19 protein-coding genes and 1 pseudogene are annotated in these 25,190 nt (G+C 63.5%); 8 read left to right on the forward strand and 12 right to left on the reverse strand.

The window, feature by feature from the left end:
- Positions 1-4 precede the first annotated feature (4 nt).
- Positions 5-2,554: a TonB-dependent receptor gene (locus tag ACZ92H_RS26175; RefSeq protein ID WP_465051533.1), complete on the reverse strand. Its 2,550-nt coding sequence runs from the start codon at positions 2,552-2,554 to the stop codon at positions 5-7.
- On the opposite strand from ACZ92H_RS26175, the gene ACZ92H_RS26180 reads away from it, so the two are divergent.
- On the forward strand, positions 2,553-2,711 hold the full coding sequence (locus ACZ92H_RS26180) for a hypothetical protein (protein ID WP_465051535.1): 159 nt from the start codon (positions 2,553-2,555) through the stop codon (positions 2,709-2,711). The two genes, ACZ92H_RS26175 and ACZ92H_RS26180, sit on opposite strands and share 2 nt — an antisense overlap.
- Before the next feature lie 57 nt (positions 2,712-2,768).
- Here ACZ92H_RS26180 and ACZ92H_RS26185 read toward each other — a convergent pair whose 3' ends face one another.
- The 4 genes from ACZ92H_RS26185 to ACZ92H_RS26200 all read right to left on the reverse strand — a co-directional run bounded on the left by ACZ92H_RS26185 (position 2,769) and on the right by ACZ92H_RS26200 (position 8,068).
- Positions 2,769-4,841, reverse strand: a complete 2,073-nt coding sequence (locus ACZ92H_RS26185) for an FUSC family protein (RefSeq protein ID WP_465052382.1) — start codon at positions 4,839-4,841, stop codon at positions 2,769-2,771.
- Positions 4,842-5,033: 192 nt separating this feature from the next.
- Positions 5,034-6,902 (reverse strand): 1-deoxy-D-xylulose-5-phosphate synthase, encoded by a 1,869-nt coding sequence (gene dxs / locus ACZ92H_RS26190; RefSeq protein WP_131376418.1) that lies wholly within the window; start codon positions 6,900-6,902, stop codon positions 5,034-5,036.
- A complete protein-coding gene (locus tag ACZ92H_RS26195; protein WP_465051564.1) occupies positions 6,903-7,769 on the reverse strand; it encodes a polyprenyl synthetase family protein in 867 nt (288 codons plus the stop codon).
- A gap of 47 nt (positions 7,770-7,816) precedes the next feature.
- Positions 7,817-8,068, reverse strand: a complete 252-nt coding sequence (locus ACZ92H_RS26200; RefSeq protein ID WP_465051537.1) for an exodeoxyribonuclease VII small subunit — start codon at positions 8,066-8,068, stop codon at positions 7,817-7,819.
- A gap of 406 nt (positions 8,069-8,474) precedes the next feature.
- On the opposite strand from ACZ92H_RS26200, the gene ACZ92H_RS26205 reads away from it, so the two are divergent.
- The 3 genes from ACZ92H_RS26205 (at position 8,475) to ACZ92H_RS26215 (ending at position 11,433) form a co-directional block, all read left to right on the forward strand.
- The gene (locus ACZ92H_RS26205; RefSeq protein WP_465051538.1) at positions 8,475-9,575 is read left to right on the forward strand and encodes an aromatic ring-hydroxylating oxygenase subunit alpha; all 1,101 of its coding nucleotides are present in this window, start codon (positions 8,475-8,477) and stop codon (positions 9,573-9,575) included.
- A gap of 64 nt (positions 9,576-9,639) precedes the next feature.
- Entirely contained in the window at positions 9,640-10,563 is a 924-nt protein-coding gene (locus tag ACZ92H_RS26210) for a DMT family transporter (RefSeq protein WP_131376430.1), read from the forward strand.
- A gap of 12 nt (positions 10,564-10,575) precedes the next feature.
- The gene (locus ACZ92H_RS26215) at positions 10,576-11,433 is read left to right on the forward strand and encodes a sulfurtransferase (RefSeq protein ID WP_465051565.1); all 858 of its coding nucleotides are present in this window, start codon (positions 10,576-10,578) and stop codon (positions 11,431-11,433) included.
- A 96-nt stretch (positions 11,434-11,529) separates the two neighbouring features.
- On the opposite strand, the gene ACZ92H_RS26220 is transcribed toward ACZ92H_RS26215, so the two are convergent.
- The 4 genes from ACZ92H_RS26220 to polA all read right to left on the reverse strand — a co-directional run bounded on the left by ACZ92H_RS26220 (position 11,530) and on the right by polA (position 18,485).
- Complete coding sequence (locus tag ACZ92H_RS26220; RefSeq protein WP_465051542.1) at positions 11,530-13,269, reverse strand: ABC-F family ATP-binding cassette domain-containing protein; 1,740 nt, start codon at positions 13,267-13,269, stop codon at positions 11,530-11,532.
- Between the two features lie 276 nt (positions 13,270-13,545).
- Positions 13,546-14,304, reverse strand: a complete 759-nt coding sequence (locus ACZ92H_RS26225) for a ZIP family metal transporter (protein ID WP_092803150.1) — start codon at positions 14,302-14,304, stop codon at positions 13,546-13,548.
- A gap of 408 nt (positions 14,305-14,712) precedes the next feature.
- Positions 14,713-15,597 carry a dienelactone hydrolase family protein gene (locus tag ACZ92H_RS26230; protein WP_465051544.1) on the reverse strand — a complete coding sequence of 295 codons (885 nt, stop codon included), beginning with the start codon at positions 15,595-15,597 and terminating at the stop codon, positions 14,713-14,715.
- Positions 15,598-15,725: 128 nt separating this feature from the next.
- Positions 15,726-18,485, reverse strand: coding sequence for a DNA polymerase I (gene polA / locus ACZ92H_RS26235; protein ID WP_465051546.1), 2,760 nt, complete (start codon positions 18,483-18,485; stop codon positions 15,726-15,728).
- Positions 18,486-18,772: 287 nt separating this feature from the next.
- Here polA and ACZ92H_RS26240 point away from each other — a divergent pair, with 287 nt between their 5' ends.
- The 3 genes from ACZ92H_RS26240 to ACZ92H_RS26250 all read left to right on the forward strand — a co-directional run bounded on the left by ACZ92H_RS26240 (position 18,773) and on the right by ACZ92H_RS26250 (position 21,013).
- Positions 18,773-19,186 (forward strand): hypothetical protein, encoded by a 414-nt coding sequence (locus tag ACZ92H_RS26240; protein WP_465051548.1) that lies wholly within the window; start codon positions 18,773-18,775, stop codon positions 19,184-19,186.
- An 82-nt stretch (positions 19,187-19,268) separates the two neighbouring features.
- Entirely contained in the window at positions 19,269-20,225 is a 957-nt protein-coding gene (locus ACZ92H_RS26245) for a homoserine kinase (protein ID WP_465051550.1), read from the forward strand.
- 2 nt (positions 20,226-20,227) lie between these two features.
- Positions 20,228-21,013, forward strand: coding sequence for a BPSS1780 family membrane protein (locus ACZ92H_RS26250; RefSeq protein WP_465051552.1), 786 nt, complete (start codon positions 20,228-20,230; stop codon positions 21,011-21,013).
- A gap of 100 nt (positions 21,014-21,113) precedes the next feature.
- Here the strand turns inward: ACZ92H_RS26250 and ACZ92H_RS26255 are convergent, their stop codons facing one another.
- On the reverse strand, positions 21,114-23,423 hold the full coding sequence (locus tag ACZ92H_RS26255) for a UvrD-helicase domain-containing protein (protein WP_131376459.1): 2,310 nt from the start codon (positions 23,421-23,423) through the stop codon (positions 21,114-21,116).
- A 115-nt stretch (positions 23,424-23,538) separates the two neighbouring features.
- Between ACZ92H_RS26255 and ACZ92H_RS26260 the strand changes: the two genes are divergently transcribed.
- Positions 23,539-23,814: a hypothetical protein gene (locus ACZ92H_RS26260; protein ID WP_465051554.1), complete on the forward strand. Its 276-nt coding sequence runs from the start codon at positions 23,539-23,541 to the stop codon at positions 23,812-23,814.
- A gap of 57 nt (positions 23,815-23,871) precedes the next feature.
- Here ACZ92H_RS26260 and ACZ92H_RS26265 read toward each other — a convergent pair whose 3' ends face one another.
- Together ACZ92H_RS26265 and ACZ92H_RS26270 are read right to left on the reverse strand one after the other, a co-directional pair.
- A complete protein-coding gene (locus tag ACZ92H_RS26265; protein WP_465051555.1) occupies positions 23,872-24,717 on the reverse strand; it encodes a hypothetical protein in 846 nt (281 codons plus the stop codon).
- A 348-nt stretch (positions 24,718-25,065) separates the two neighbouring features.
- Positions 25,066-25,190, reverse strand: a pseudogene (locus ACZ92H_RS26270) (S-(hydroxymethyl)glutathione dehydrogenase); the annotation flags it as partial.

Genomic DNA, 25,190 nt, shown 5'->3' on the forward strand with positions numbered 1-25,190 from the left:
ATCATTAAAAGCGGTAGCCGAGTTCCAGCGTAAACTGGCGGCCTTTTTCGTACACCGTCTCGCTGGCCTGGAACAGCGGATTGCTGCGGTTGGTGACATTTTCGATGCCCAGGTTCACAAACCCTTCGCCCGGCCCCGTCTTCGGCAGCGCGTACTGCACGCGCATGTCCCAGGTGAAGGACTTGCCTACCGACACATCCTCATAGACATTCGCCACGCCGCCCTCGAACGGCCGCGCATCGCCCGTGAACACCATGCCCGTTTCCGGTCCCCGCATGCGGAAGAAGTTATCCAGCTTCAGGCGGTACGCGGGCACGTCGGTCGACAGCAGCAGGCGCGCCGTCCAGGGACGGTTGTAGTTATTCGCCGGGCGGTCGATCCAGCGCACGAACTTGCCCTGGTAATAGATGTACTCGTCCAGGTCGCCCGCCAGATTGCTCAGGGTGTCATCGTAGCTGGCGTGCGACGAACTGGTGCGCGTGTGGTCATAGCCGAACTGCACCTGCGTGCTGCTGCCGCCCCAGCGCAGCGGACGGGCCGTTTCGGCTGCCAGCGTCCACACCTTGCTGTCCGTGCGGCCGATATTATCCCAATAGTAATTGGCTGCCGATGCCAGGTGCTGCACCATTTCGTCGCGGCCCGCGCGCAGCACGCGCTTGGCGCTCCACTTCACGCCGCCCCATTGATGGCTGATGCCCAGCATTTTTTCATCCGTGTACGGGGTCTTCATGTCGCCCAGCTGGTACCAGGCCCAGTTGGCGGCCATCTCGGGCGCCGCCCAGTCCTTCAGCAGCCCGCCCGACAGGGTGCGCGTCTGCGCCTTCGTCTGCAGCGCCAGGCGTTTCGACTGCGCGTAGAAGTCGAAGAAATTGCGGCCATAGTAGCGGTTGGCGCCCACCTCGACCTGCGTCGTGCCCTTGCCGGCCACGTCCCAGAAGGCGGACAGGCGCGGCGCGATGCTCGACTTCGGCGCCAGGTCGTCTGCATCGTAGCGCACGCCCAGGCGCACGCGCACGTCGCCCGCCCGCATATCGTCCTGCAGGAAGGCGCCGCGCGTCTTGTTGCTCAGCTCGTAGCTGCCCGCGTAATAAATGATGCGCGACGCCAGGTACTGGCCGCGCACGTTCGCGGCCGCATTCCATGGCGTTGCCAGCGAGCAGAACTGGGTGTCCACCCCGCCGCCCAGCATATTGCAGGTGTTGGTATTGACCGACCCCGTGTACTGCTCGTACTGGGTGTTGCGGCGGTAGCTGGACGTCTGCGTGCCCAGCTCCAGGCCTGCCTGGACGGTATGCGTCGCCCCCAGCCAGGCGACCGGTTCCCACTTCAGCTTGCCTTGATAGTCGACGTTTTTCTGTTCCTGGTCCACGTCGCCCCAGCCGCCTTCGCTGCTGTTCCAGCCGGAGGCGCCGGTGCCCGTCTTGACGCCCCAGTTCTTGTCGCTCGAATAGCGCCACAGTTTCCAGTTACTCTCGTCCGCGCTGCGCGAGCTGTCCACTTTCTTCCAGCTCAGGCGGTGTTCCGCCGTGGCATTGCCCAGCAGCGCCAGCGGATGGCTCAGGCCCAGGTTGACGCCGTCGCCGCCGCTCTTCAGATGGAAATTGCTGTCCCTGGCGCTGGCGATGAAATAATCGCCGTCGGACGGCGCATGCATGAGGGAAAAGTCGGCCAGCACGCCGGGACTGATGGTCCAGAAACCGCGCACGAAGGCATTGTCGCTGCCGCGTTTTTGCACCTTGCGGTTGGCGTCGCCTTCACTGATCAAGCCGTTGGCATAGCCTTTCAGGGGGATTTCCGACGTCTTGCGGATGAAGCTGCCGATCAGGCTGAAGTTCTCCGTCACCTTGCCCTGCAGCGCGGCGCGGTAAGTCCATTTCTCGAATTCGGGCTGCAGCGCGGCCGACGCCGATTGGGCGGCGCTGTCTTTCTGGCTGTCGCTGAGCTTGTATTGCATCCACGACGAGCGCGTGCTTTCGACGGAGACCTGGCCGGCCAGCTTGCGCGTGGGGGCGCAGGTATTGGCCTTCACCACGCCGCCCTTGAAGCGGCCATATTCGGCGCCGATGTTCGAATCGAGCAACGTCACGTCGCACAGCAGGCTGGTGTCGACGGCGAAACCCTGGCTGGCCGACGGCGGCGTGACATTGACGTTGGTGCCGCTGCTGGCGGGGCCGATATCGTTGTTGAGCGACATGCCGTCCATCTGGTACAGATTGTCGTAGAACTTGGCGCCGTTGATGCTGATGTCGGCCGGCGCCAGCTCGCCCTGGGTGGCGGAGGCTTGCTGCTTGTTATCGAATTGCACGCTGGGGTTGATGCGCAACAAGGTGGTGATATTGCCGTCAATGCCATTCATGGCTTCGATCTGGCGCTTGTCCAGCCGCTGTTCGCCCACCGATTCGCGCTCGGCCTGCAGGCGTACTTCGGGCAGCACTTGCGGCGCGGGTTCTTCGGTATCGGCCTCGGCGGCAAAGACCAACGGGGTGGCGGCACTGGCGCCAAACGCCAGGCTGATGGCCAGTACGGACTGGCGCAGGGTAAGAATGGAAGACATGAACACCTTGCAACTGCGGATGGGAAAGGGGCAGTCTCATGATGCCGTCCTTCACCCGCGCTGCCAGTGTCGCCTTCTCATGCTGCCAATTGCAAATGATAACGATTACCATTTACAGTTGCAATGTTTGAAAATCAAGATGACGCTGTTTTTTTGACGCGCGTAAAAAAATGCGGCCCGCCCTGTTGCATCCGCACCACGCCCATCATGCCATTCAGGCGGCTGGCACCACGCCGCCCGGCTGCGCTTGCGCCTGCAGATGGTCGCGCAGCAAGGCGCGCAGCAATTGCACCTGCGCCACGGCGTCGGCCTGCAGCGCCGTCAAGCCGGCACTGGCGCAAGGGCCGGGCGCAGGCACGTCCGCCGCGCCGCGCAGCAGCGCGTCGATCTCCGCGCTGACGGCGGCGATCCACTGCTGCAGTTCCGGCGTGGCCGGCTCGGCCTGGGGACTGAGGCTGATGCGCGCCGTGCTGCCCGCCACGCGGCGCAGCAGCGGCAGGGTGCGCATGGCCGCCAGGCCCACGCCGGCGCTGCGGTCCAGGCGGCGCTCGATACGCAGGCGCTGCAAGACTTGCTCCGCGTTGTTGCTGGCCAGCCCCGCCTCGCGGCGCAGGTGCGCGATCGCGCTGTCCCAGCGCCCGCCCGCCGCCAGCACGGCCAGCAGGTATTTCAGGTTGGCCGAGACGGCCTTCGCCAGGCGCTGGTCCAGGTCGTCCGCCTCGCGGTCCGGCCACAGGAAAAACGTGGCCAGCAAGGCCAGCAGGCAGCCCAGTACATTGTTGCCCAGCCGGCTCATGGCGTACACCATCTCGCTGGCCGGCGCCGCATAGTCGGCCACCAGCACGAAGGCGGGCGTCATGAACAGCACGTGCAGGCTGTAGCTGACGCGGCGCAAGGCCATGGTGGCGACGATCAGGGGAAACACCACCAGCGAAATGCCCAGCGGCGTGTGGATGACGAGGCCGATCAGCACGGCCAGCACGGCGCCCAGCACGCTGCCCGCGACCCGTTCGATGCCGCGCGGCCAGGTGGTCGACACGGACGGCTGCAGGATCAGCAAGGTGGCCATGGTGGCCCAGTAGCCGAACGGAATGTGCAGCGCCTCGACCAGCAGGAAGCCGGTGGTCGTCGCCAGCGACACGCGCGCCGCATGGCGCCAGCTCAGCGACTGCGGCGTGGCGTTGACTTTCAAGGTTTGCCACGCCTGGCCCAGCGCCAGGAACGCCGCCTCGCGCCATGGCAGCCGGGCCGCACGCGGCATCCCCAGTTCCATGAATTCCACGTTCAGGCGCAGGGGCAGCAAGGCGCCCAGCGCCGCTTCCAGGCGCCGTCCGCAAGCGGCCAGGCGCCGCTGCAGGGCCAAAGGCGGCGTTTCCGGCTGGCGCTGCACGGCTTGCCCCAGGCGGCGCAGCAGCACGGCCATCACTTCCAGGCTGCGCCGCGCGCGCGGGTCCTGGCGCAGGCGCTGCTGTTCGCGCTCGCAGGTATGCGTGACGGCGATCAGGTAGGCGAAGATGCGTTCGGCATCGCTGAGCGCCAGCAGCAGATTGTCGTACAGGGCGCTGCGGCCCGCGCGCGCCGGCGGCACGGCGGCCAGCGCCACGCGGGACGCTTCCAGCGCGGCGCGCGCCTGAGAGCGGTAGCTGGCGCCATGCGCGCCGCCGGCCGGCTGCGCCGGATCGCCCTGCAGGAAACGCGCATTGTCGCGCGCGATACTGGCCAGGCGCGAATACGCGGCGCGGATGGCGCGCCGGCTGGGGCCGAACGGGTGGATGCGCCACACGGTAAAACTGAGCAGCGTGGCAAACAGGCAGCCAAACATGTACAGGCCCAGGAAGGGCGCGCTTTGCGTCATCGATTCCAGCGGATGCGTGACCATGACGACGCAGGCCGTGGCCGCCAGGATGGCCACTTGCGCCGTGGCCGCGCCCCAGATGCGCGCCAGCGCGCCGGCCCAGGAAAACACCAGCACGGCGATGGCCGCCGTCGCCAGGCCATGGCCGGCCGCCAGCGCGGCCAGGCCACCGACGACGGTGGACAGCAAGCCGAAGCCCACCATCGACACAAAACGCATGCGCCGCGTGCCAGCCGCGTCGGCCAGGCAGGTCCAGAAGGCGCCGATGGCGGCCCAGGAAAAATCGGGATGGTCGAACAGCAAGCCCAGCAGCAACATGGCGCTGGACGCGCAGGCGGCCCGCAAGCCTTCGGACAGGTTGGTTTCGTCGATGGCCAGGCTGACCATCCACAGGGGCCGGCGCTGCACCAGCTTGTCGGTATAGGCGTGCATGCCCGTCAGCCATCGGCCGGCCAGGGCGCGCGTGCGGCGGTGGATTTTCCTGAAATGCAAGGTGGACTTTGAAAGGGGTATCAAAGCGTCATCGTAGCATTCCCGGGCAAAAAATGTTGCAGTGCAATGTAAATGCGGCGCGGACGAAAAAAAAGCGACACCGCGGTGTCGCTTTTCCATGCGTGGATCAAATTAACTGACCATCGCCAGGCGCGGTCCGGCGGCCGGAAAACGCTGTTCGATCGAGGCGGCGATGCCTGCGGCGTCCAGGCCCACGCCTTTCAGCAGCAGCACGGGGTCGCCATGGTCGATGAACGTGTCCGGCAAGCCCAGCATCAGGATGGGCTTGACGATACCCTCGGCGGCCAGCGCTTCGGCCACGGCCGACCCGGCGCCGCCCATGATGCAGCCCTCTTCCACCGTCACCAGGAAGTCATGGTCGGCGGCCAGCTGCCTGACCAGCGCCACATCGAGCGGCTTGACGAAGCGCATGTTGGCCACCGTCGCGTCCAGCTGCGTGCCGGCGGCCACGCTCGGCGCCACCATCGAGCCGAAGGCCAGGATGGCGATGCGCTTGCCCTGGCGCTTGATCTCGCCCTTGCCGATTTCAATGCTGGTCAGTTCCGGCACGATGGCCGCACCGGCACCGGCGCCGCGCGGATAGCGGATGGCCGCCGGGCCCGGATAGTGGTAGCCCGTGGTGAGCATCTGCCGGCATTCGTTTTCGTCCGAGGCAGCCATGATGACCATGTTCGGGATGCAGCGCAAAAACGCCATGTCGTAGTTGCCCGCGTGCGTGGCGCCATCGGCGCCCACCAGGCCGGCGCGGTCCAGCGCGAACGTCACGTCCAGGTTTTGCAGCGCCACGTCGTGGATCAATTGATCGTAGGCGCGCTGCAGGAAGGTGGAATAGATGGCCACGACGGGCTTCAAGCCTTCGCAGGCCAGGCCGGCGCCAAACGTGACGGAATGCTGTTCGGCAATGCCGACGTCGAAGTAGCGGGCCGGATATTGCTGCTCGAACTTGACCATGCCCGAGCCTTCGCGCATGGCCGGCGTGATGCCCACCAGGCGCTTGTCGTGCGCGGCCATGTCGCACAGCCAGTTGCCGAACACTTCCGTGTACGTCATCTTGGCCGGCGCCGTGGCCGGCTTGATGCCCTCAAGCGGGTTGAACTTGCCCGTGCCGTGGTACAGGATCGGTTCCGCCTCGGCCAGCTTGTAGCCCTGGCCCTTTTTTGTCACCACGTGGAGGAATTGCGGGCCCTTCAGCTGCTTGATGTTTTGCAGGGTCGGGATCAGCGAATCGAGGTCGTGGCCGTCGATGGGGCCGATGTAATTAAAGCCGAATTCCTCGAACATGGTGGCGGGCACGACCATGCCCTTGGCGTGCTCTTCAAAGCGCTTCGCCAGTTCCAGCACGGGGCCGGGCAGGACGGACTTGCCGACATTTTTTGCCGCCGCATAGAACTGGCCCGACATCAGGCGCGCCAGGTGGCGGTTCAGCGCGCCCACGGGCGGCGAGATCGACATGTCATTGTCGTTCAGGATCACCAGCAGGTTGACGTCTTCCTGCACGCCCGCATTGTTCATCGCCTCGAAAGCCATGCCGGCCGTCATCGAACCGTCGCCGATCACGGCGATCGCGTGCAGCGGGTCGCCCTTGATCTTGGCCGCCTGCGCCATGCCCAGCGCGGCCGAGATCGACGTCGACGAGTGCGCCGTGCCGAAGGTGTCGTACTCGCTCTCGTCGCGTTTCGGGAAGCCGGAAATGCCGTCCTTCTGGCGCAGGGTATGCATGCGCTCGCGGCGGCCCGTGAGGATCTTGTGCGAATAGGTCTGGTGGCCCACGTCCCAGACGATGCGGTCGTGCGGCGTGTTGAACACGTAGTGCAGCGCGACGGTCAGCTCGACCGTGCCCAGGTTGGACGACAGGTGGCCGCCCGTCTTGGAAACGGAGTCGAGCAGGAAGCTGCGCAGCTCCTGCGCCAGCGGCACCAGCTGCGAGCGGGCCAGCTTGCGCACTTGCGCTGGTTCATTGATGGTTTCTAACAGTTTCATTTATGCCTTCCGCTGCACGACCAGGTCCGCCAGCTCGCGCAGGCGGCGTGCCTTGTCCCCGAATGGCGCCAGCGCCGCATGGGCGTCGCACCGCAATTGTTCTGCCAGGGCTTTCGATGGCTCCAGCCCCAGTATCGATACGTAGGTCGGCTTGTTGGCCGCCGCATCCTTGCCTGCCGTCTTGCCCAGGGTAGCCGAGTCGGCCGTCGCGTCAAGCACGTCGTCGACCACCTGGAACGCCAGTCCGACGGCGCGCGCATAGGCGTTCAGCGCCGTCATCTCGTCCGCCGCCAGGTCCTTGCCCGCCAGCGCGCCGAGAATCACGGCCGCGCGCAGCAAGGCGCCCGTTTTCAGTTGATGCATCTGCTCCAGCTGCGGCAAGGTCAAGGCCAGGCCGACGCTGTCGAGGTCGATCGCCTGGCCGCCGCACATGCCGGCTGAGCCGGAGGCGTGCGCCAGCAAGCGCACCATGGCCATCTGCCGCGCCGGCGGTATTTCCGCGCCGTCGGCCAGCAGCATGAAGGCCTGCGATTGCAGCGCGTCGCCCACCAGCAGGGCTGTCGCTTCATCGTAGGCGATGTGCACGGTGGGCTTGCCACGGCGCAAGGCATCGTCATCCATGCACGGCATGTCGTCATGCACGAGCGAATACACGTGAATCATTTCCAGCGCGCACGCAGCGCGCGCCAGGGTCGCTGCATCGGCATCGAACAATTCGCCGGCCGCCATCACCAGCAGCGGGCGCACGCGCTTGCCGCCGCCCAGCAGCGCATAGCGCATGGCCGCGTGCAGCTTGTGCGGCACCACGTCCGCCGCAGGCAGGAACTGGTCGAGCTGGCGCTCCACGCCGGACTGGGTGGCTTGCATCCAGTCGCCGAAAGTCACGCCCTCCTGTGAAACTTGCACGCTGGCCATCATTGGGCGGCCTCGCCCGCATCCGTGAACGGTTTGAGCATATCGCCTTCCAGCACTTTCACCTGCGCTTCGACAGTATCGAGCTGGGTGGCGCAATACTTGACCAGCTCCGAGCCGCGCTGATACGCCGCGACCGAGGCTTCCAGCGGCAATTGCCCCGCTTCCATTTGCGTTACCAGCTGCGCCAGTTCCGCCATGGCCTCTTCAAACGAGGCCGGCGCTGCGGCAGCGGCAGTTAATTTCTTCGACATAGACTCAGATCTCTTCGTGGCACGAGGGGCTTGGTGGGAGACGCCGGGGACTCCCGGGCAGCATAGAAGCGTTATTTTAGAACAAACCACACTATTAAGTGAAAACTAAAGCGCAATCGGCGCGCTCAAAGTCCATAGCGTTGCCAGCTTGTCAGTGGATTTTAGCCCAATCGTCCCCATCTGCCGGAAATTGCACGGTAAATGACAACGCTTCTCATTAAAGTCGCCGAATTGCTGGGGGTTTTGGCAATGCCGAGGCCGATCCGCGCTATAATCGCCGGTTCTGTCCGAAATACCGTTTCAACAAATTTGAATTCAGGTCTTTGCGGATTCTTTCTCTCTGTAGCGGTTGCCCAGGGAATGGCCTGGGGCACTGCTGACCGTTGTACATTTATGGGGGGTTGGGATGTCCGATCTGGCTACTCACGCCAAGCTGGCGCGTTCAAACGCGCAACTTCCGGTCCACGTCTATTTTGACGAAACGCTGCTGCAGCGTGAAATGCAGCAATTGTTCCAGGCCGGTCCGCGCTATGTCGGGCATGAGCTGATGGTGCCGGAAACCGGCGATTTTGCGACCCTGGCGTCTGAGAACGAAGGGCGCATGCTCGTGCGCAATGCCAATGGCATCGAAGTATTGTCCAACGTGTGCCGTCACCGGCAGGCGCTGATGTTCAATGGCCGCGGCAATGCGAATCATATCGTCTGCCCGCTGCACCGCTGGACTTACGACCTCAAGGGTGAATTGATCGGCGCGCCGCATTTTCCCGAGACGCCGTGCCTGAACCTGTCGAAAACGCCGCTGCAAAGCTGGAATGGCTTGCTGTTCGAGCAAAACGGCTACAACGTGATGGAAAAACTGAAAAGTTTGTCCGTCTCGAAGGAGCTCGACTTTTCCGGCTATATGTTCGACCACGTGGAAATCCACGAGTGCGACTACAACTGGAAAACCTTCATCGAAGTCTACCTCGAGGATTATCACGTCGAACCGTTCCATCCGGGCCTGGGCAGCTTTGTCAGCTGCGACGACCTGCGCTGGGAATTCGGCAGCGACTACAGCGTGCAGACGGTGGGCGTGCACCGCGGGCTGCAGCAGGCCGGCACGCCTGCGTATAAAAAGTGGCAGGAGCAGGTGCTGCAATTCCGCGGCGGCGAACCCCCGCCCTACGGCGCCATCTGGCTGACCCTGTATCCGAACATCATGGTGGAATGGTATCCGCACGTGCTGGTCGTCTCGACCCTGTGGCCCGATGGTCCCCAGAAGACGCGCAACGTGGTGGAGTTCTATTATCCGGAAGAAATCGTGCTGTTCGAGCGCGATTTCGTCGAGGCCGAACGGGCCGCCTACATGGAAACCTGCGTCGAGGATGACGAAATCGCCCTGCGCATGGATGCGGGCCGCAAGGCCCTGATGGCGCGCGGCGTCAGCGAAGTGGGCCCTTACCAGTCGCCCATGGAAGACGGCATGCAGCATTTCCACGAGTGGTACCGCAACAATATCGAACTGTAATTAGCAGAAGGGCCGCATGACGCGGCCCTTTTTTATTCAAGCCATCTCGTAAGTCAGGTAAAAAATGCAGTCATTGTGGATGCTGTTTGCAAGTTTCATGTTCGCCATCATGGGCGTGTGCGTCAAGCTGGCGTCGGATATGTATTCGACATCCGAAATCGTCATGTACCGCGGCATCATCGGCATGACCGTCATGACTTGCACGATCCTGTACCAGGGCGGCAGTTTCAAAACCACGATGCCGGGCCAGCATCTGTGGCGCGGCGTGGTGGGCGTGATCGCCCTGTGGCTGTGGTTTTACGCCATCGCCATCCTGCCGCTGGCCACGGCCATGACGCTCAATTACATGGCACCCATCTGGATCGCCGTGATTTTGCTGGCCGGCGGCTGGTGGAAAGGCATGAAGCAGGTCGAGTGGCCCCTGGTGGCGGCCATCGCCATGAGCTTTGTCGGCGTGACCCTGCTGCTGCAACCCGTGTTCGAGACGGACCAGGTGGGCGGCGCCATCACGGCATTGATTTCCGGCATGCTCTCCGCCCTCGCCTACTTGCAGGTGCGCAAGCTGGGCTTGCTGGGCGAACCCGAATACCGGGTCGTGTTTTATTTTTCCATCGTCAACTTCCTCGCCGGCGTGATCGGCCACGTGGCCAGCGCCGGCGGCGGCCCCGTCGTCTGGCATGCGCACACGAGCGGCTACGGCATCGGCTTGCTGGCCGCCATCGGCCTGTGCGCCACCATGGCGCAGATGGCCATGACGCGCGCCTACCGCCTGGGCAAGACCCTCGTCGTCGCGAATTTGCAATACACGGGCATCGTCTTTTCCAGCTTCTGGGGCGTGGTGATCTTCGGCGACCTGTTCGACTGGCACGGCTGGGCCGGCATCGGCATCATTCTCGCTTCCGGCATCGCGGCAACCTATTACAATACCCGCAACACGGCCCGTGGCGCCGCCATCGCGCGCACGGATCCCATTGCCAGCGAAGTGTAAGGAGCCATGACCTTGTATACCACCTTGATCAACAGCGACGAGCTGGCCAGCCACCTGAATGACAGCGGCTGGGTCATCCTCGATTGCCGCCACGACTTGCTCAATCCCGCGGCCGGCAGCGACGCCTTCGCCGCCGGACATATCCAGAACGCGCAGTTTGCCGATATCGACACGGCCCTGTCCGGCCCGAAAACGGCGCGCGGCGCGGACTTTACGGGCCGCCATCCGCTGCCGGACCGCAATACCCTGCTGGCCACCTTGCGCGGCTGGGGCATCAATGACGACACGCAAGTCGTGGCCTATGACGGCCAGGGCGGCATGTTCGCCGCCCGCCTGTGGTGGCTGCTGCGCTGGGTCGGCCACGGCGCCGTCGCCGTGCTCGACGGCGGCGTGGCCGCCTGGCAAGCGCAAGGCTTGCCCCTGGTCACGCCCGTCGCGCCCCGCCCTGCCGGCAACCTCACGGAACAAGCCAGCCTGACGCGCACGGTCACCGTGCAGGACGTGGTGGCAAACCTTTCCACCCAGGAACTGCAAGTGCTCGACGCGCGCGCCCCCGACCGTTATCGGGGCGAAAATGAAACCATCGACCCCGTCGGCGGCCACATCCCCGGCGCGAAAAACCGTTTCTTCAAGGATAACCTGCAACTTGACGGACGCTTCAAGAGCGCTGAGGAACTGGAAAAGGAATTCGCCGGGCTGATCAGCAGGCCGGAAGCGACCATCCTGCAATGCGGTTCCGGCGTGACCGCCTGCCACAACCTGCTGGCGATGGAAGTGGCCGGCTTGCCGGGCGCGGCCCTGTATCCCGGTTCGTGGAGCGAGTGGTGCGCCGACCCGGCACGTCCCGTGGCGACGGGGAATTCACAATAGCAAAGACCTGGGGTCAGTTCCTTGGGAATCGGAATGCATCCCGTTGTGATGCATTCCCCCCTCGGGCCTGACCCCGGCATTACGAGTGGATAACTGTCAACTTATCCCCAGGGCCTGATGCAAGCGCGCCAGCTCCGCCTGCCACATCTGCTGGCTGGCCCGCTTCTGGTGCCGCGGTTTTCTCGCCAGGTCTTGCGCCAGCAATTGCTCCAGTTCGCACAAGCGTTCGAGCTGTTGATCCACATCACTGTGCGCTGGCGCCAGCGCCTGGGGCGCCGCGCGCCCGGCAGCCATGGCCACCTGCCCATCTGCCACACTCAGCCTTGCATACGCGCTGCCCGCATCCGGCCACTCCTGCAACACACCGTCGGCCACCACCCAAAAACGGTTGCAGGCCGTCTCGATCAGATCGCGGTCGTGCGACACCAGCAAACAGCCTCCTGCAAAGCCGCGCAAGGCCAGCCCCAATTCCGTCTTGCCCTGCATGTCCAGGTGATTGCTCGGCTCATCGAGCAGCAGCAAGTGATAGCTGGCCAGGGACAGGCCCAGGAACAGCAGGCGCGCCCGCTCGCCGCCGCTCAAGGTTCCCACCGTCTGGCCATGGCGCGCATACGGGAAACCGGCCGCGATCAGTGCCTGCCTGCGTGCCACCTGGCTGCGGGCAGTCTCGTTCTGCGCGGCAAACGGGTACAGGGCGTCGGACAGATCGGCCGTATCGGCCAGTTGCTTGAGCGACTGGTCGTAATAGCCGATGTTTGCCGCCTTGTGATAACGCAAGTCGGCTCGCTCTTCCTGCGCCTGGATGGCTTGCCAACACAGGCGCAGCAAGGACGACTTGCCGCTGCCGTTGGCACCCAGCAAGGCGACCCGGTCGCCCGGTTTCAGCCACAACTGGCCGACCTGGAACAGCACGGGAGAGGCCGACACGGCGCGCACATCGAGTTCGTCCAGCGCCAGCAGCTGGTCGGCCGTCAGCACCTTGCCACGCAGACTCAAACTCCACGGCTCGCCATCGCTGACGAACGCTTGCGCATCTTTCAATTTCTCGATGCGCCGCTGCATGGTCTTGGCCTTGCGCGCCAGGTCTTCGTTGTCATAGGTGCGGCCCCACAGGGCAAGGCGGGCGCTGCTGGCGGCCAGGCGGTCGATTTCCTTTTGCTCGGCCGCATGGCGGGCGGCCGCCGCTTCATCGGCTTCGGCCAGCGCCAGCAGCGCGGGGCCGCACGGCAGGTCGAAGTCGTACAGCCTGCCATCGCGCAGGATCCAGCTGCGCGTGGCCACGTTGTCGAGCAGGCGCTGGTCGTGCGAGACGAGGATGAAGGCGCCGCGCCAGCCCAGCAGGAACTGCTCCAGCCACAGCAGCGACGGCAAGTCCAGGTGGTTGCTCGGTTCGTCCAGCAGCAGCACGTTCGGTTCCTGTAGCAGGGCGCGTCCCAGCAGCAATCGCGTGTGCTGGCCGCCGGACAGCGCATGCACGGGCACTTGCGCGGTCTCCAGGTCGAAGCCCAGTTCGGCCAGCAGGCTGTCGACCCGCCAATGCAGTTCGGGCTGTTCCAGCACGGGCGCCAGCAAGGCGTCGTACAGGCTCAGGCTGGCAAGTGCCGGCGGCAAGTGCTGCTCCACGTGCTGCAAGCGGCAGGCGCGGGCGACATGGATGGTGCCGGCGCTCGCTGCCCGCGTGCCGCCGAGCAGGCCCAGCAAGGTGGATTTGCCGCAGCCATTGTGGCCGATCAGGCCGATGCGGTCGCCCTGGCGCAGGGTAAAGGCGAGTTCATTGAACAGGAAACCGTCGTGGGTATCGAGTTGTAAAGCTTGTGCAGTGATCAGGGTAGTCATGGCTCTTGTCTTTGTTCGGGATGCAAGCATCCGCGTTAACAGGAGCGCTAACGACAACGGAGTACCAGGAAAGGACTCGTATAGGAGGGTAACTTTGCTCTGGCCAGGTTATCGCAGCGCGATAGAACGTGGGCAAGAGCGGGCAAATGCGCTTAAAGAGCGTGCGCGCCACAAGACGAGCAACAAGTTTTCTTCCATTATATTTTCCTCCTTTCTGTTCAAGTTAGTCAGAAAGACAATATAGCATAGGAGATACTGCGGCGGCAGCGCCGTGCATCAACCGCCGTGGCGCTTGTGCGTCAGGAACAGCACGATGCACACGCCCAGCGCGATCAAAAGCACCTGCGGGATGGTTTCGCGCAAGGTGGAGCGGCGCTGCATCTGCGGCATCAGGTCGCTCAAGGCGATATAGATGAAGCCGGACGAGGCGAACACCAGCACGTAAGGAATCAGGTTGCTGGCGCGGTCCAGGGTGAAATAGCCGAGCAGGCCGCCCGCCACCGCCATCAGGCTGCACAGCAGGTTGAAGATGTAGGCGCGCAGACGCGAGAAGCCGGCATTGAGCAGCACGATGAAGTCGCCGATTTCCTGCGGGATTTCATGCGCGATGATGGCCAGGCCCGTGACCAGGCCCAGTTTCGGGTCGGCCAGGAAGGCGGCGGCGATCAGGATGCCGTCCGTGAAATTGTGCATGCCGTCGCCCACCAAAATCATCCAGCCGGCCTTGCCCGCCTCGTGCTTGTCGTGGCCGTGCGCATGGTGGTGGCCATCGCCTTCGTGGTGGTGCGAATGGCGCAGGATGGCGAATTTTTCCAGCATGAAGAACGCCAGCAAGCCGGCCAGCAGGGTCGCAAACAGGCTGCGCGGGTCGGCTTGCGACTCGAACGCTTCGGGCAAGGCGTGCAGCAATGACGTCGACAGCATGATGCCGACGGACAAGCTGACCATGCGCTCGACCACCTTGGACAGGAATGCAAACGAAAAGATCGCCGCCGCGGTAATGCTGAACACGCCCGCGATCGTGGTCGCGAGCAGAATGGATATAAGGACGGGATCGATGATTTTCTTACCTCAAAATGGCGCCGGCCTACGGGCGCCCGCTATGCTGGCGTCTGGCTTGATCTGCATGGTGTTGCTTATTATTCAATCTTGTGCGCGCCTGGCGGCGGCGTGGCGCGGTGAAGATGCAATTGTACTGCATTGACGCGAACCGGGCATTTTACAGCCCGGTGCGCCTTTCGCGGCAATTTATGGAAAAAATAGTGCTGAAGAGACTTGCAGCCTATCCCGGCAGATGAATACGCCCCCTGCTGGCCCCCTCGGAAGCGGGGACTGCGCTGATCGTCGTTGCATGGCTCACCATGCGGCCTTCTCACGCCTTGTCCGCGCCCCTGATGCGCTGCAAGCAGAAAACGCTCCCTACCGGGATGGGCGCTTGAGCGCTCACGCCACGCCGTGCTGCTTGAACCAGGCCAGGCAGCGCGCATAGCCGTCTTTGGCATCGGCCGCCACATAGCTGGGACGGTAATCGGCATTGAACGCGTGGCCCGCATCGGGGTACACGACGAATTCCGACTTGTTGCCGCCCTTGGCCAGCGCATCCTTCATTTTCGCGATCGATTCCTGCGTGATGCCCGTATCCTTGCCGCCATACAAGCCCAGCACGGGCACTTTCAGGGTCGCGGCGATATCAATTGGATTACTTGGCTGCAAGGGATTGGTATCGCCCACCAGACGGCCATACCAGGCCACGCCCGCCTTGACGGCCGGGTTGTGCGCCGCGTACAGCCACGTGATGCGCCCGCCCCAGCAAAAACCCGTGATGCCCAGGCGGCTCGTATCGCCGCCATTCTGTTTCGCCCATGCCACGACGGCGTCGAGGTCCGCCATCACCTGCGCATCCGGCGTCTTGGCGATGATGCCTTTCATCAGTTCCGGAATGCTGGCGACCTTGGTCGGATCGCCCTGGCGCACGAACAGGTCGGGCGCCAGCGCCAGATAACCCTGCTTGGCGAAACGGCGCGCCATGTCGGCGATATGTTCGTGCACGCCAAAAATTTCGGAGATCACCAGCACCACGGGCAAGCCCGTCTTGCCTTCCGGCTGCGCCGCATACACGGGCACGGCCTGGCCATCGACCATCACCGTCATGGTGCCCGTCAATAACCCGGCCGTATCCGTCTTGATGACGTTTTGCGCCGCCACCGGCAGCACGGCCACGGCAAAGCCCGCCCCCAGCGCCACCTTCAGGAAACCACGCCGGCCATCGGGCCCGGATACGCTGCTCTGGCCCAGCAAACTTTCACAATCGGTGATCATGTCGCTCATGCGTTTCTCCTGAAGGTATTGCGTTTGGAAATGTCGGCTTACGCTGCGCTAAGCCGACCTACGGTCATTGCTCAAGTAAACATGTAGGTCGGCTTAGCGGGGCATGCCCCGCGTAAGCCGACGCAGCATCAATGCGCTTCGTCCCAGTTCCTGCCGACACCCACTTCCGCCGTCAGCGGCACTTTCAGCGCGGCCACGCCGGCCATCAGTTCCGGCAGCTTGCGCTTGACCAGTTCCAGTTCGGCGTCCGGCACTTCCAGCACCAGTTCATCGTGCACCTGCATGATCATCTTCGTCTGCAAGCCGTCCGTTTCCAGCCAGCCCTGCACGGCGATCATGGCCAGCTTGATCAGGTCGGCGGCCGTGCCCTGCATGGGCGCATTGATCGCCGCCCGTTCCGCGCCCTGGCGGCGCGGGCCGTTCGGCGAATTGATTTCCGGCAGCCACAGGCGGCGGCCGAACACGGTTTCCACGTAGCCGCGCGCCTTGGCTTGCTGGCGCGTGTCTTCCATATACTGTTTCACGCCGGAGAAACGGGCGAAGTAGCGGTCGATATAGCTTTGCGCGGCCGTGCGGTCCACGCCCAGATTACCGGCCAGGCCAAACGCGCTCATGCCGTAGATCAAACCGAAGTTGATGACTTTGGCGTAGCGGCGCTGTTCGCTCTGCACTTCCGCGGCCGGCACGCCGAAAATTTCAGCGGCCGTGGCGCGGTGAATGTCGATGCCGTCGGCAAACGCGCGCAGCATGGCTTCGTCGCCCGAGATATGCGCCATGATGCGCAATTCGATCTGCGAATAGTCGGCCGAGACGATGTGGCTGCCCGGCGGCGCAATGAACGCCTCGCGGATGCGGCGCCCTTCCGCGCTGCGGATGGGAATATTCTGCAAGTTCGGATCGTTCGACGCCAGGCGGCCCGTGACGGCCACGGCTTGCGCATAGTTCGTGTGCACGCGGCCCGTGGTGACGTTGATCATCTTCGGCAACTTGTCCGTGTAGGTGGACTTCAGCTTGGCCATGCCGCGGTATTCCAGCAGCACTTTCGGCAGCGGATAATCCTCCGCCAGCTTTTGCAGCACCTCTTCATCCGTCGAAGGCGCGCCCGTCGGCGTCTTCTTGACCACCGGCAGTTTCAGCTTTTCAAAGAAGATTTCGCCGATCTGCTTGGGCGAACCCAGGTTGAACGGCTGCTCGGCCAGTTCATAGGCCTTCGTTTCCAGTTCCAGGATCTTTACGGCCAGTTCGGCCGACTGGATGTTGAGCAAGGCATCGTCGATCAGCACGCCGTTGCGCTCGATCTTTTGCAAGACCACGGCCGTCGGCATCTCGATCTTTTCATAGATGAAGGTGAGTTTTTCATCATTGGCCACGTTGCCCCACATGGCATTGTGCAAGCGCAAGGTGACGTCCGCATCCTCGGCCGCATACTTGGCCGCCTGCTCCACTTCCACCTGGTTGAAGGTGATCTGCTTGGCGCCCTTGCCGCACACCTCCTCGAACGGAATCGTCGTGTAGTTCAGGTGGCGCAGGGCCAGGCTGTCCATGTCGTGCTTCTTGTGCGACTCGAACACATACGATTCGAGCAGGGTATCGTGGGCGATGCCGCGCAGGGTCACGCCGTGGTTGGCGAAGATATGGCTGTCGTATTTCAGGTTCTGCCCCAGCTTGGGCTTGCTTTCATCTTCCAGCCACGGGCGCAGCTTCGCCAGCACGTGTTCGCGCGACAGCTGTTCCGGCGCGCCCGCGTAGTCGTGGGCCAGCGGGATGTAGCAGGCGCTGTGTTCGGCGACCGACAGGGAAATGCCCACCATTTGCGCCGTCATCGGTTCCAGCGACGTGGTTTCCGTGTCGACGGCCGTCAAAGGCGCCGCGTCGATCAGGGCGATCCATCTGTCCAGCTGCGCGTCCGTCAGCACGGTTTCATAGTCGGCGGCAGGCGCTGGCGTCGCATCGGCGAACATGTCGCCCGTGGTATGGGCAGTGGCAGCACCGGCGGCGGGTGCCCCGACCGGCGACATCGGCGGCGGCGCGGCGCCCAGTTCGCGCAGCAGGGCCTTGAAGCCGTAGCGCTGGAAGAAGGCCAGCAGTGCTTCCTTGTCTTCCTGTTTCGCCGCCAGCGAATCGGCGATGCTGCCCATGTGTTCCGACAGATCGCAGTCGGTCTTGACGGTGATCAAGGCGCGCGCCTGCGGCAGCCACGGCAGGGCCGTGCGCAGGTTTTCGCCCACGGCGCCGCCCACGCTGGCCGCGTTTTCCATGATGCCTTCCAGGCTGTCATACTGCGTCAGCCATTTGACGGCCGTCTTCGGACCGCATTTCGACACGCCCGGCACGTTGTCCACGGTATCGCCGATCAGCGACAGATAATCGATGATGCGGTTCGGCGGCACGCCGAACTTGGCCAGCACGGCCGCTTCGTCGAGCTTTTCATTGCTCATGGTATTGATCAGGGTCACCTGGCTGTTGACCAGCTGCGCCAGGTCCTTGTCGCCCGTGGACACGACCACGTTCATGCCGGCGGCGGCTGCCTGCACGGCCAGGGTACCGATCACGTCGTCCGCTTCCACGCCGTCGACCATCAGGATGGGCCAGCCCATGGCGCGCACGGCTTCATGGATGGGTTCGATTTGCAGGCGCAGGTCGTCGGGCATCGAGGCGCGCGTGGCCTTGTACTCCGGATACATATCATCGCGGAAAGTTTTTCCCTTGGCATCAAAGACGCAGGCGATGTAGGCGGCCGGGTAATCGGCGCGCAGGCGGCGCAGCATGTTGACCATGCCATGCATGGCGCCCGTGGGATAACCGTCCGGGCTGCGCAGGTCGGGCAGCGCATGGAAGGCGCGATAAAGGTAACTGGAACCGTCGACTAACAGCAGGGTGTTTTGCATAATGCCAATAAAATAAGGTGAACCGCGCCTGCCTGGGAGAAACAGCGGCGGGCGGGTGGAATATCGCCCAATTATCGCAGAGTTTAGGGCCGCGCCACCGGGCACGCGGCGCGTGTTTTTCACGGTTCCCGCCGGGCCAGCCGCCCCGCCTGGCCGCCCGGCGGGCGGCCAGGCCCTGTTTCCGCGCTTTTAATCAGCGCATTCAAACAGCATTGCTTACCAGTTTGTTACAATGCCCTATAGATAAATTGACGGCATGACCCTACTGCACGCGCTGCAGTCCACACATGGAAGCGAACCCCATCATGATGCGTACATCGACACTCTGGAAATTTCTCGCCCTGCCCTTGCTGGCATGCTCAGCCATTGTCAGCGCCCAGACGCCAGCCAAGCCCAGCGACGCGCCACCGCAGCTGGAACGTATCGAGGAAATGGGCGAAGCCCCCATTACCGTTGCGCCAGCAGCAACAAAACAACAGATTACCGAAAAACGCGAAGCCGGCGTGACCAGCGAAGTGAAAGTCACCACGGGCGGCAGCACGTATTACATGAAGCCGGCCGCCGGCGCCGACCAGGCGAATGGCGGCGCCTTGCGCGGTCCGCAATGGAAAGTGCTGGAATTTGACCTGGGTAAGAAAAAACAGAAACAACGCGATGAAGAGGCCGCAGACGCACCGGCCCCGCCCGTGCCTGCAAAATAAGCAGCGACTCGCCTCCGCCCTGCCCCGCCACACGCGGGGCGGTCGGCTTTTACCCCTTTTTTGACCTCATTCTTTTTTCCCCATGGCAGTTTTTACCGCGCTACACCTGGACGATATCGGCCAGTGGATCACGCAATTCCCCGTCGGCAAGCCTCTGGCGCTCAAAGGGATCGCTTCCGGCATCGAAAACAGCAATTTCTTCCTGAGCACGGAGCGCGGCGAGTATGTGCTGACGATCTTTGAAAACCTGAGCTTCGAGCAATTGCCGTTTTATCTGCAACTGATGCGCCACCTGGCGGACCGCGGCGTGCTGGTGCCCGCCCCGATCGCCAATGCGGACGGCGAACTGGTGACGGCCCTGCAAGGCAAGCCGGCCGCCATCGTTAGCAAACTCGACGGTAGCTCGCAGATGGCGCCGCAAGCCGTGCATTGCGCGGCCGTCGGCGCCATGCTGGCGAAGATGCACCTGGCGGCGCAGGACTTCCCCCTGCAGCAGCCGAATTTGCGGGGCCTGGACTGGTGGAACAGCACCACGCCGCTGGTCTTGCCGCACCTGGACGACGCGCGCGCCCACCTGTTGCGCGCGGAAATCCATTTCCAGGACGCCTTTGCCGCCTGCGCCACGTACAAAGCCATCCCGCGCGGTCCCGTGCATGCCGACCTGTTCCGCAACAACGTCATGTTCGACGGCGAGCGGCTGACGGGCTTTTTCGACTTTTATTTTGCCGGCTGCGACACCTGGCTGTTCGACGTGGCCGTCACCGTCAACGACTGGTGCGTGGACCTGGACACGGGCGTGCTCGACACGGCGCGCGTGCGCGCCCTGCTCGACGCCTACCACGCCGTGCGTCCGTTCACGGCCGAGGAACACACGGCATGGCAGCCGATGCTGCGCGCCGCCGCCCTGCGCTTCTGGCTGTCGCGCCTGTACGATTACTACCAGCCGCGCGCAGCGGAAATGCTGACGCCGCATGACCCCACGCATTTCGAACGCATTTTGCGCGAACGGATTGCCACACCCGCACCGGAACTGTTTTAAACATGGAAAAATTACCTGCAAGTACAGGCTGGCTTTGGGTGAAACAGGGCTTCGGCCTGTTTCGCAAGCAACCTGGCGGCATGTCGATGCTGTTTCTCGGCTATATGTTCTGCATGCTGGCCGTCAGCATCGTTCCCCTGCTGGGCCAGTTGCTGCCCGTCATCCTCGTGCCCGTCTTTTCCGTCGCCTTCGTGCAAGGCTGCCTGAACATCGACCAGGGCAAGCGAGTCCTGCCCAGCCTGTTGCTTTCCGGCTTCCGCAAACCGGCCTTCCCCGTCCTGTTCGGCCTGGGCGTGCTGTACATCCTGATGGCCATCGTGGCCATCGGTGCCTCGACCCTCGTCGATGGCGGCGTGCTGTGGCAAATGGTCACGGGCCAGCTGGACCAGGAAGCGGCCAAGGAAGCCATCCTCAATTCCAACATCGGCATGGCCATCCTGACGGCCATCGCCCTGTACGTGCCGGCCGCCATGGCCTTCTGCTTCGCCGCGCCGCTGATCTACTGGCAAAAAGTAAGCCTGGGCAAGTCGCTGTTCTTCAGCTTTTTCGCCGTCTGGCGTTCGCTGTCGGCCTTCATCGTCTTCGCCGCCACCTGGTTCGCCATCAGCGTCGTCAGCAGCCAGTTACTGGCCATCATCTTTGGCCGCAGCCCGCTGATGATGCAGCTGATGATGCCGCTGTCGATGATACTCACCATCATCATGCATTGCTCGTTCTACGCCGCCTACCGCCAGATCTTCGGCGTGCCCGTCGATGCCAGCAAGACCGTGTCGCTGGACAAGCCGTAATCCCACCAGCAAAAAACCGGGGGCAGTCCTGACGGATTGGAATGCCTTCCATTGGAAGGCATTCCCCCAGGCGGGCCTGACCCACGGCATTCAAGCCAACTTAGCGGCCCAACCGTTCCAGCTTGGCGATGCCCAGATCGAGCACCTTCATGCCGTGCTGGCCGAAGTTGATCTGCGCGCGCGCATTGCCGCCGCCGCCTTCGATATTGACGATCACGCCTTCGCCGAACTTGGCGTGGGCCACGGATTCGCCGATGCGCCAGCCGCCGCCCGTGGCCTTCTGCGCGATCTTTTGCGCAATCGCATTGTCCGAACCCAGGCTGGCCACTTTGGGCGCTTCGTCCCAGGCCGACTTGCGGTTGCCGAACCAGTTGGCCTGCACCTTCGGCGACAGCCATTTCAAGGATTCTTCCGGTAATTCATCGAAGAAACGCGACTTCATGTTGTAGCGCGTCTGGCCGTGCAGCATGCGCGTCTGCGAAAAGCTCATGTACAGCCGCTTGCGCGCGCGCGTGATGGCCACATACATCAGGCGGCGTTCCTCTTCCACGCCGTTGTCTTCCTTCGAGCTGCTTTCGTGCGGGAACAGGCCCTCTTCCAGGCCGGTAATAAAGACGTTGTCGAATTCCAGGCCCTTGGCCGAATGCACCGTCATCATCTGCAGCGCATCCTGACCCGCCTGCGCCTGGTTGTCGCCCGCTTCCAGCGACGCGTGCGACAAAAACGCGGAGAGCGGCGACATCACGGCCGGCAGCGGCGCGTCCGCATCCAGGATCTCGATGCCATCCTGGTTCACCACGGGTGCGCCGGACTGCGCCTGGGCGCTTGGGCCCAGATGCGCGGGGGCGCCCTGGCCGAAGCCTTCCTCGGAAATGAACTGGCTGGCCGCGCTGACCATCTGCTCCAAGTTCTCGATGCGGTCGGCGCCTTCCTTTTCATTTTGATAGTGTTGCAGCAAGGTACTCGCTTCCAGCACCACGCGCACCATTTCCGGCAGCGACAATTGCTGCGTTTCAAAGCGCACGCCCTCGATCAGCTTGACGAAGCCGGCCAGCACGCTGCCCGCCTTGCCCGCCACGTACGGCACGGAGGCATACAGCGAAATGCCATACTGTTCCGACGCGGCCTGCAATTGCTCGATCGAGCGCATGCCGATGCCGCGCGTGGGAAAGTTCACCACGCGCAGGAAGGCCGAATCGTTGTGCGGATTGTCCATCAGCTGCAAATAGGCAATCGCGTGCTTGACCTCGGCGCGCTGGAAGTAGCGCTGGCCGCCATACACGTGGTAGGGAATCGCGGCCGAGAACAGCGCGTGTTCGATCACGCGCGACTGCGCGTTCGAGCGGTACAGAATTGCGATTTCGCTGCGCGAGGCGCCATCGGCGATCAGGCTTTTCGCCTCTTCGATGATCCATTGCGCTTCCTGCAGGTCGGAGCTGGCTTCGTAGACGCGCACCTGCTCGCCATGGCCCGCGTCCGTGCGCAGATTCTTGCCCAGGCGCTTGCTGTTGTTTGCGATCAGCACGTTGGCGCTGTCGAGGATGTGGCCGTGCGAGCGGTAGTTCTGCTCCAGCTTGATCAAGTTCTTCACCTGGAACTCGTGCTCGAAGGCGCTCATGTTGCCCACGTTGGCGCCACGGAAGGCATAGATGCTCTGGTCGTCGTCGCCGACGGCAAACAGGGCGCCGCCGTCGCGGCTGCCGTGGCCGGCCAGCAATTTGAGCCAGTTGTATTGCAGGTTATTCGTATCCTGGAACTCGTCGACGAGGATATGGCGGAAGCGGGCCTGGTAGTGTTCGCGCAGCGGCTGGTTGCGGCTCAGCAATTCATACGTACGCAACAGCAATTCCGCAAAATCAACGACGCCTTCGCGCTGGCACTGGTCATCGTACAGCTGGTACAGCTCGACCATCTTGCGCTCGTGCGCGTCGTACGCTTCCACGTCCGTGGCGCGCAAGCCCTGGTCCTTGGCGTTGTTGATGAAATACATCACCGTCTTCGGCGGGAATTTTTCATCATCGATATTGTTTGCCTTCAACAGGCGCTTGATCACCGACAACTGATCCTGCGAATCGAGGATCTGGAACGTCTGCGGCAAGGCGGCGTCGCGGTAGTGCGTGCGCAGCAAGCGGTTGCACAGGCCGTGGAAGGTGCCGATCCACATGCCGCGCGTGTTGATCGGCAGCATGGCCGACAGGCGCGTGAGCATTTCCTTGGCGGCCTTGTTGGTAAAGGTCACGGCCAGGATGCCGGGTGGCGATACCTGCTGGGTCTGGATCAGCCACGCGATGCGGGTGGTCAGCACGCGGGTCTTGCCCGAGCCGGCGCCCGCCAGGATCAGCGCATTCTGCGCCGGCAGGGTGACGGCGGCCAGTTGTTCGGGATTGAGGTTGTGAAGAAGATTTTGCATGCCGTGATTATACCGGCATGGCCAAAAATACTGTGCATTTGTCCAGCGGTCGCGGCGTTTTCCCTGTGCAGGCGCTACAATCAGCGTTCCCGCCACCCTGACAGAATCGCCCCTGATGACACCTCCCAGCCACATCGACGGCGCCCGCGTACTGGCCTGGGCCTGGTCCGACTTGCCCTTCGGCCAGGTCGCCGCCGACGATGGCAGCGCCACCATCGCCATCCACGGCCTGGCCCTGTGCCAGTACGCGGGCGAAACGAACATCTACCGCTTCAGCTGCGACACGCAGTGGGACAGCGTGCAGGACGAGCCTTACGCCAGCATGGGCGAGGCCAGGCAGCAGCTGCCGGCGCAATACCGCGCCGTGGCCGCCGCCTGGCACCCGGGCTGACGCGGCAGCTGAAAGTCTATCCCAGCAGGGAGCATATTCATCTACCGCGATAGGTTCTCAGCGCACCTGCCGCGCCTTGCCTTCGCTCAGCGCCTGGGAGATCGCCTGGCGCGTGGCCTTGTCGGCCGCCCTCGATGCCTGCTCCTGCTTGCGGCCCAGCTCGCTCATCTGCTTGCCCAGCGCGTCCATCGGCTTGCCGCGCGCATCCATCTGGCGCGACAGCGCGTCGGCCTTGTCCGCTTCACGCTCTTGTGCGGCAGCGATGCGGTCGTTAATTTCTTCCATGGCGTCCTGTCCGTCTTCCATCTGCTGCTGCAGGCGCTCCACCTCGCGCCCGGCCGCGCGGCGCCCCGCTTCCGTGCCGGCCTGTGCCTGGCGGCGCGATGCGTCGCCCAGCTTGCGGCCCAGTTCTCCCTGCTGCTGGCCCAGCGCGCGCAGCTGTTCCGCCTCGCGCGTGCCGACCTGCGCCTGGCCATGGGCAGCCATCTTGCTGCCCAGTTCGCCCATCGCCCTGCCATGCGCGCCCATCTGCTTGCCCAGGCTGCCCATCTGTTCGCCGAGCTGCTGCGTTGGTTTCCAGGCCGCGCTGACCCGGGCCAGCAGGGCCGGATCCTGCGTCACATAATTCTTGCCCTGGTCGCGGAACCACAGGAATTGCCCCTTGATCGATTGCTTCAAGTGCGAAATCTGCTGGCCGTCGATGTCGCTGCCCGTGGTGGTGACGCTGTCCCGGCTGCCATCGACGAGCGCATAGCTGCCGCCGCTGCCGGAAAAACTGACCTGCCTGCTCTGCGACGCGGGCGGCGCCGGCGGGGCGGGAGGTTCCGGCGGCTGTACGGCCAGCGCACTGGCGCCGACCAGCATGCCGGCCAGGCTGAGGATCAAACGGTGGGAAGTGGACATGACGGCCTCGTTATCAGTATTGTTGGAGCATTCACTGTAGCCAGGCACCGCGCGCGCGGCCAGCGCCATGCGACAGGCTGCAAAAAAAACCGCCTGGACGGCGGCTTGGGACGATGAATGGAAAACACCAGGCAAAAAAAAAGGGGGGCGGAGTCCCCCCGTAAAACTCGCCGTGGTACGGCGAGATTTGACTATAGCGCCGGCCCGCCCGCAGCGCCAGCAGCGTGCGACGAAGTGCCAGGAACGGGGATGAAATGACGGATCGGCGGAATAAACGGGAACTGGCGGGCAAAAAAAACGGAGGCCGGAGGCCTCCGCAAAAACGCCGGGATACGGCGTATTGCCAGATCAGTACAGCACGACGGAACGGATCGACTCGCCGCTCTTCATCAGGTCGAAGCCTTCATTGATGCGCTCCAGCGGCAAGCGGTGCGTGATCAGGTCATCGATGTTGAGCTTGCCTTCCATGTACC

Source organism: Janthinobacterium foliorum (assembly GCF_978021625.1).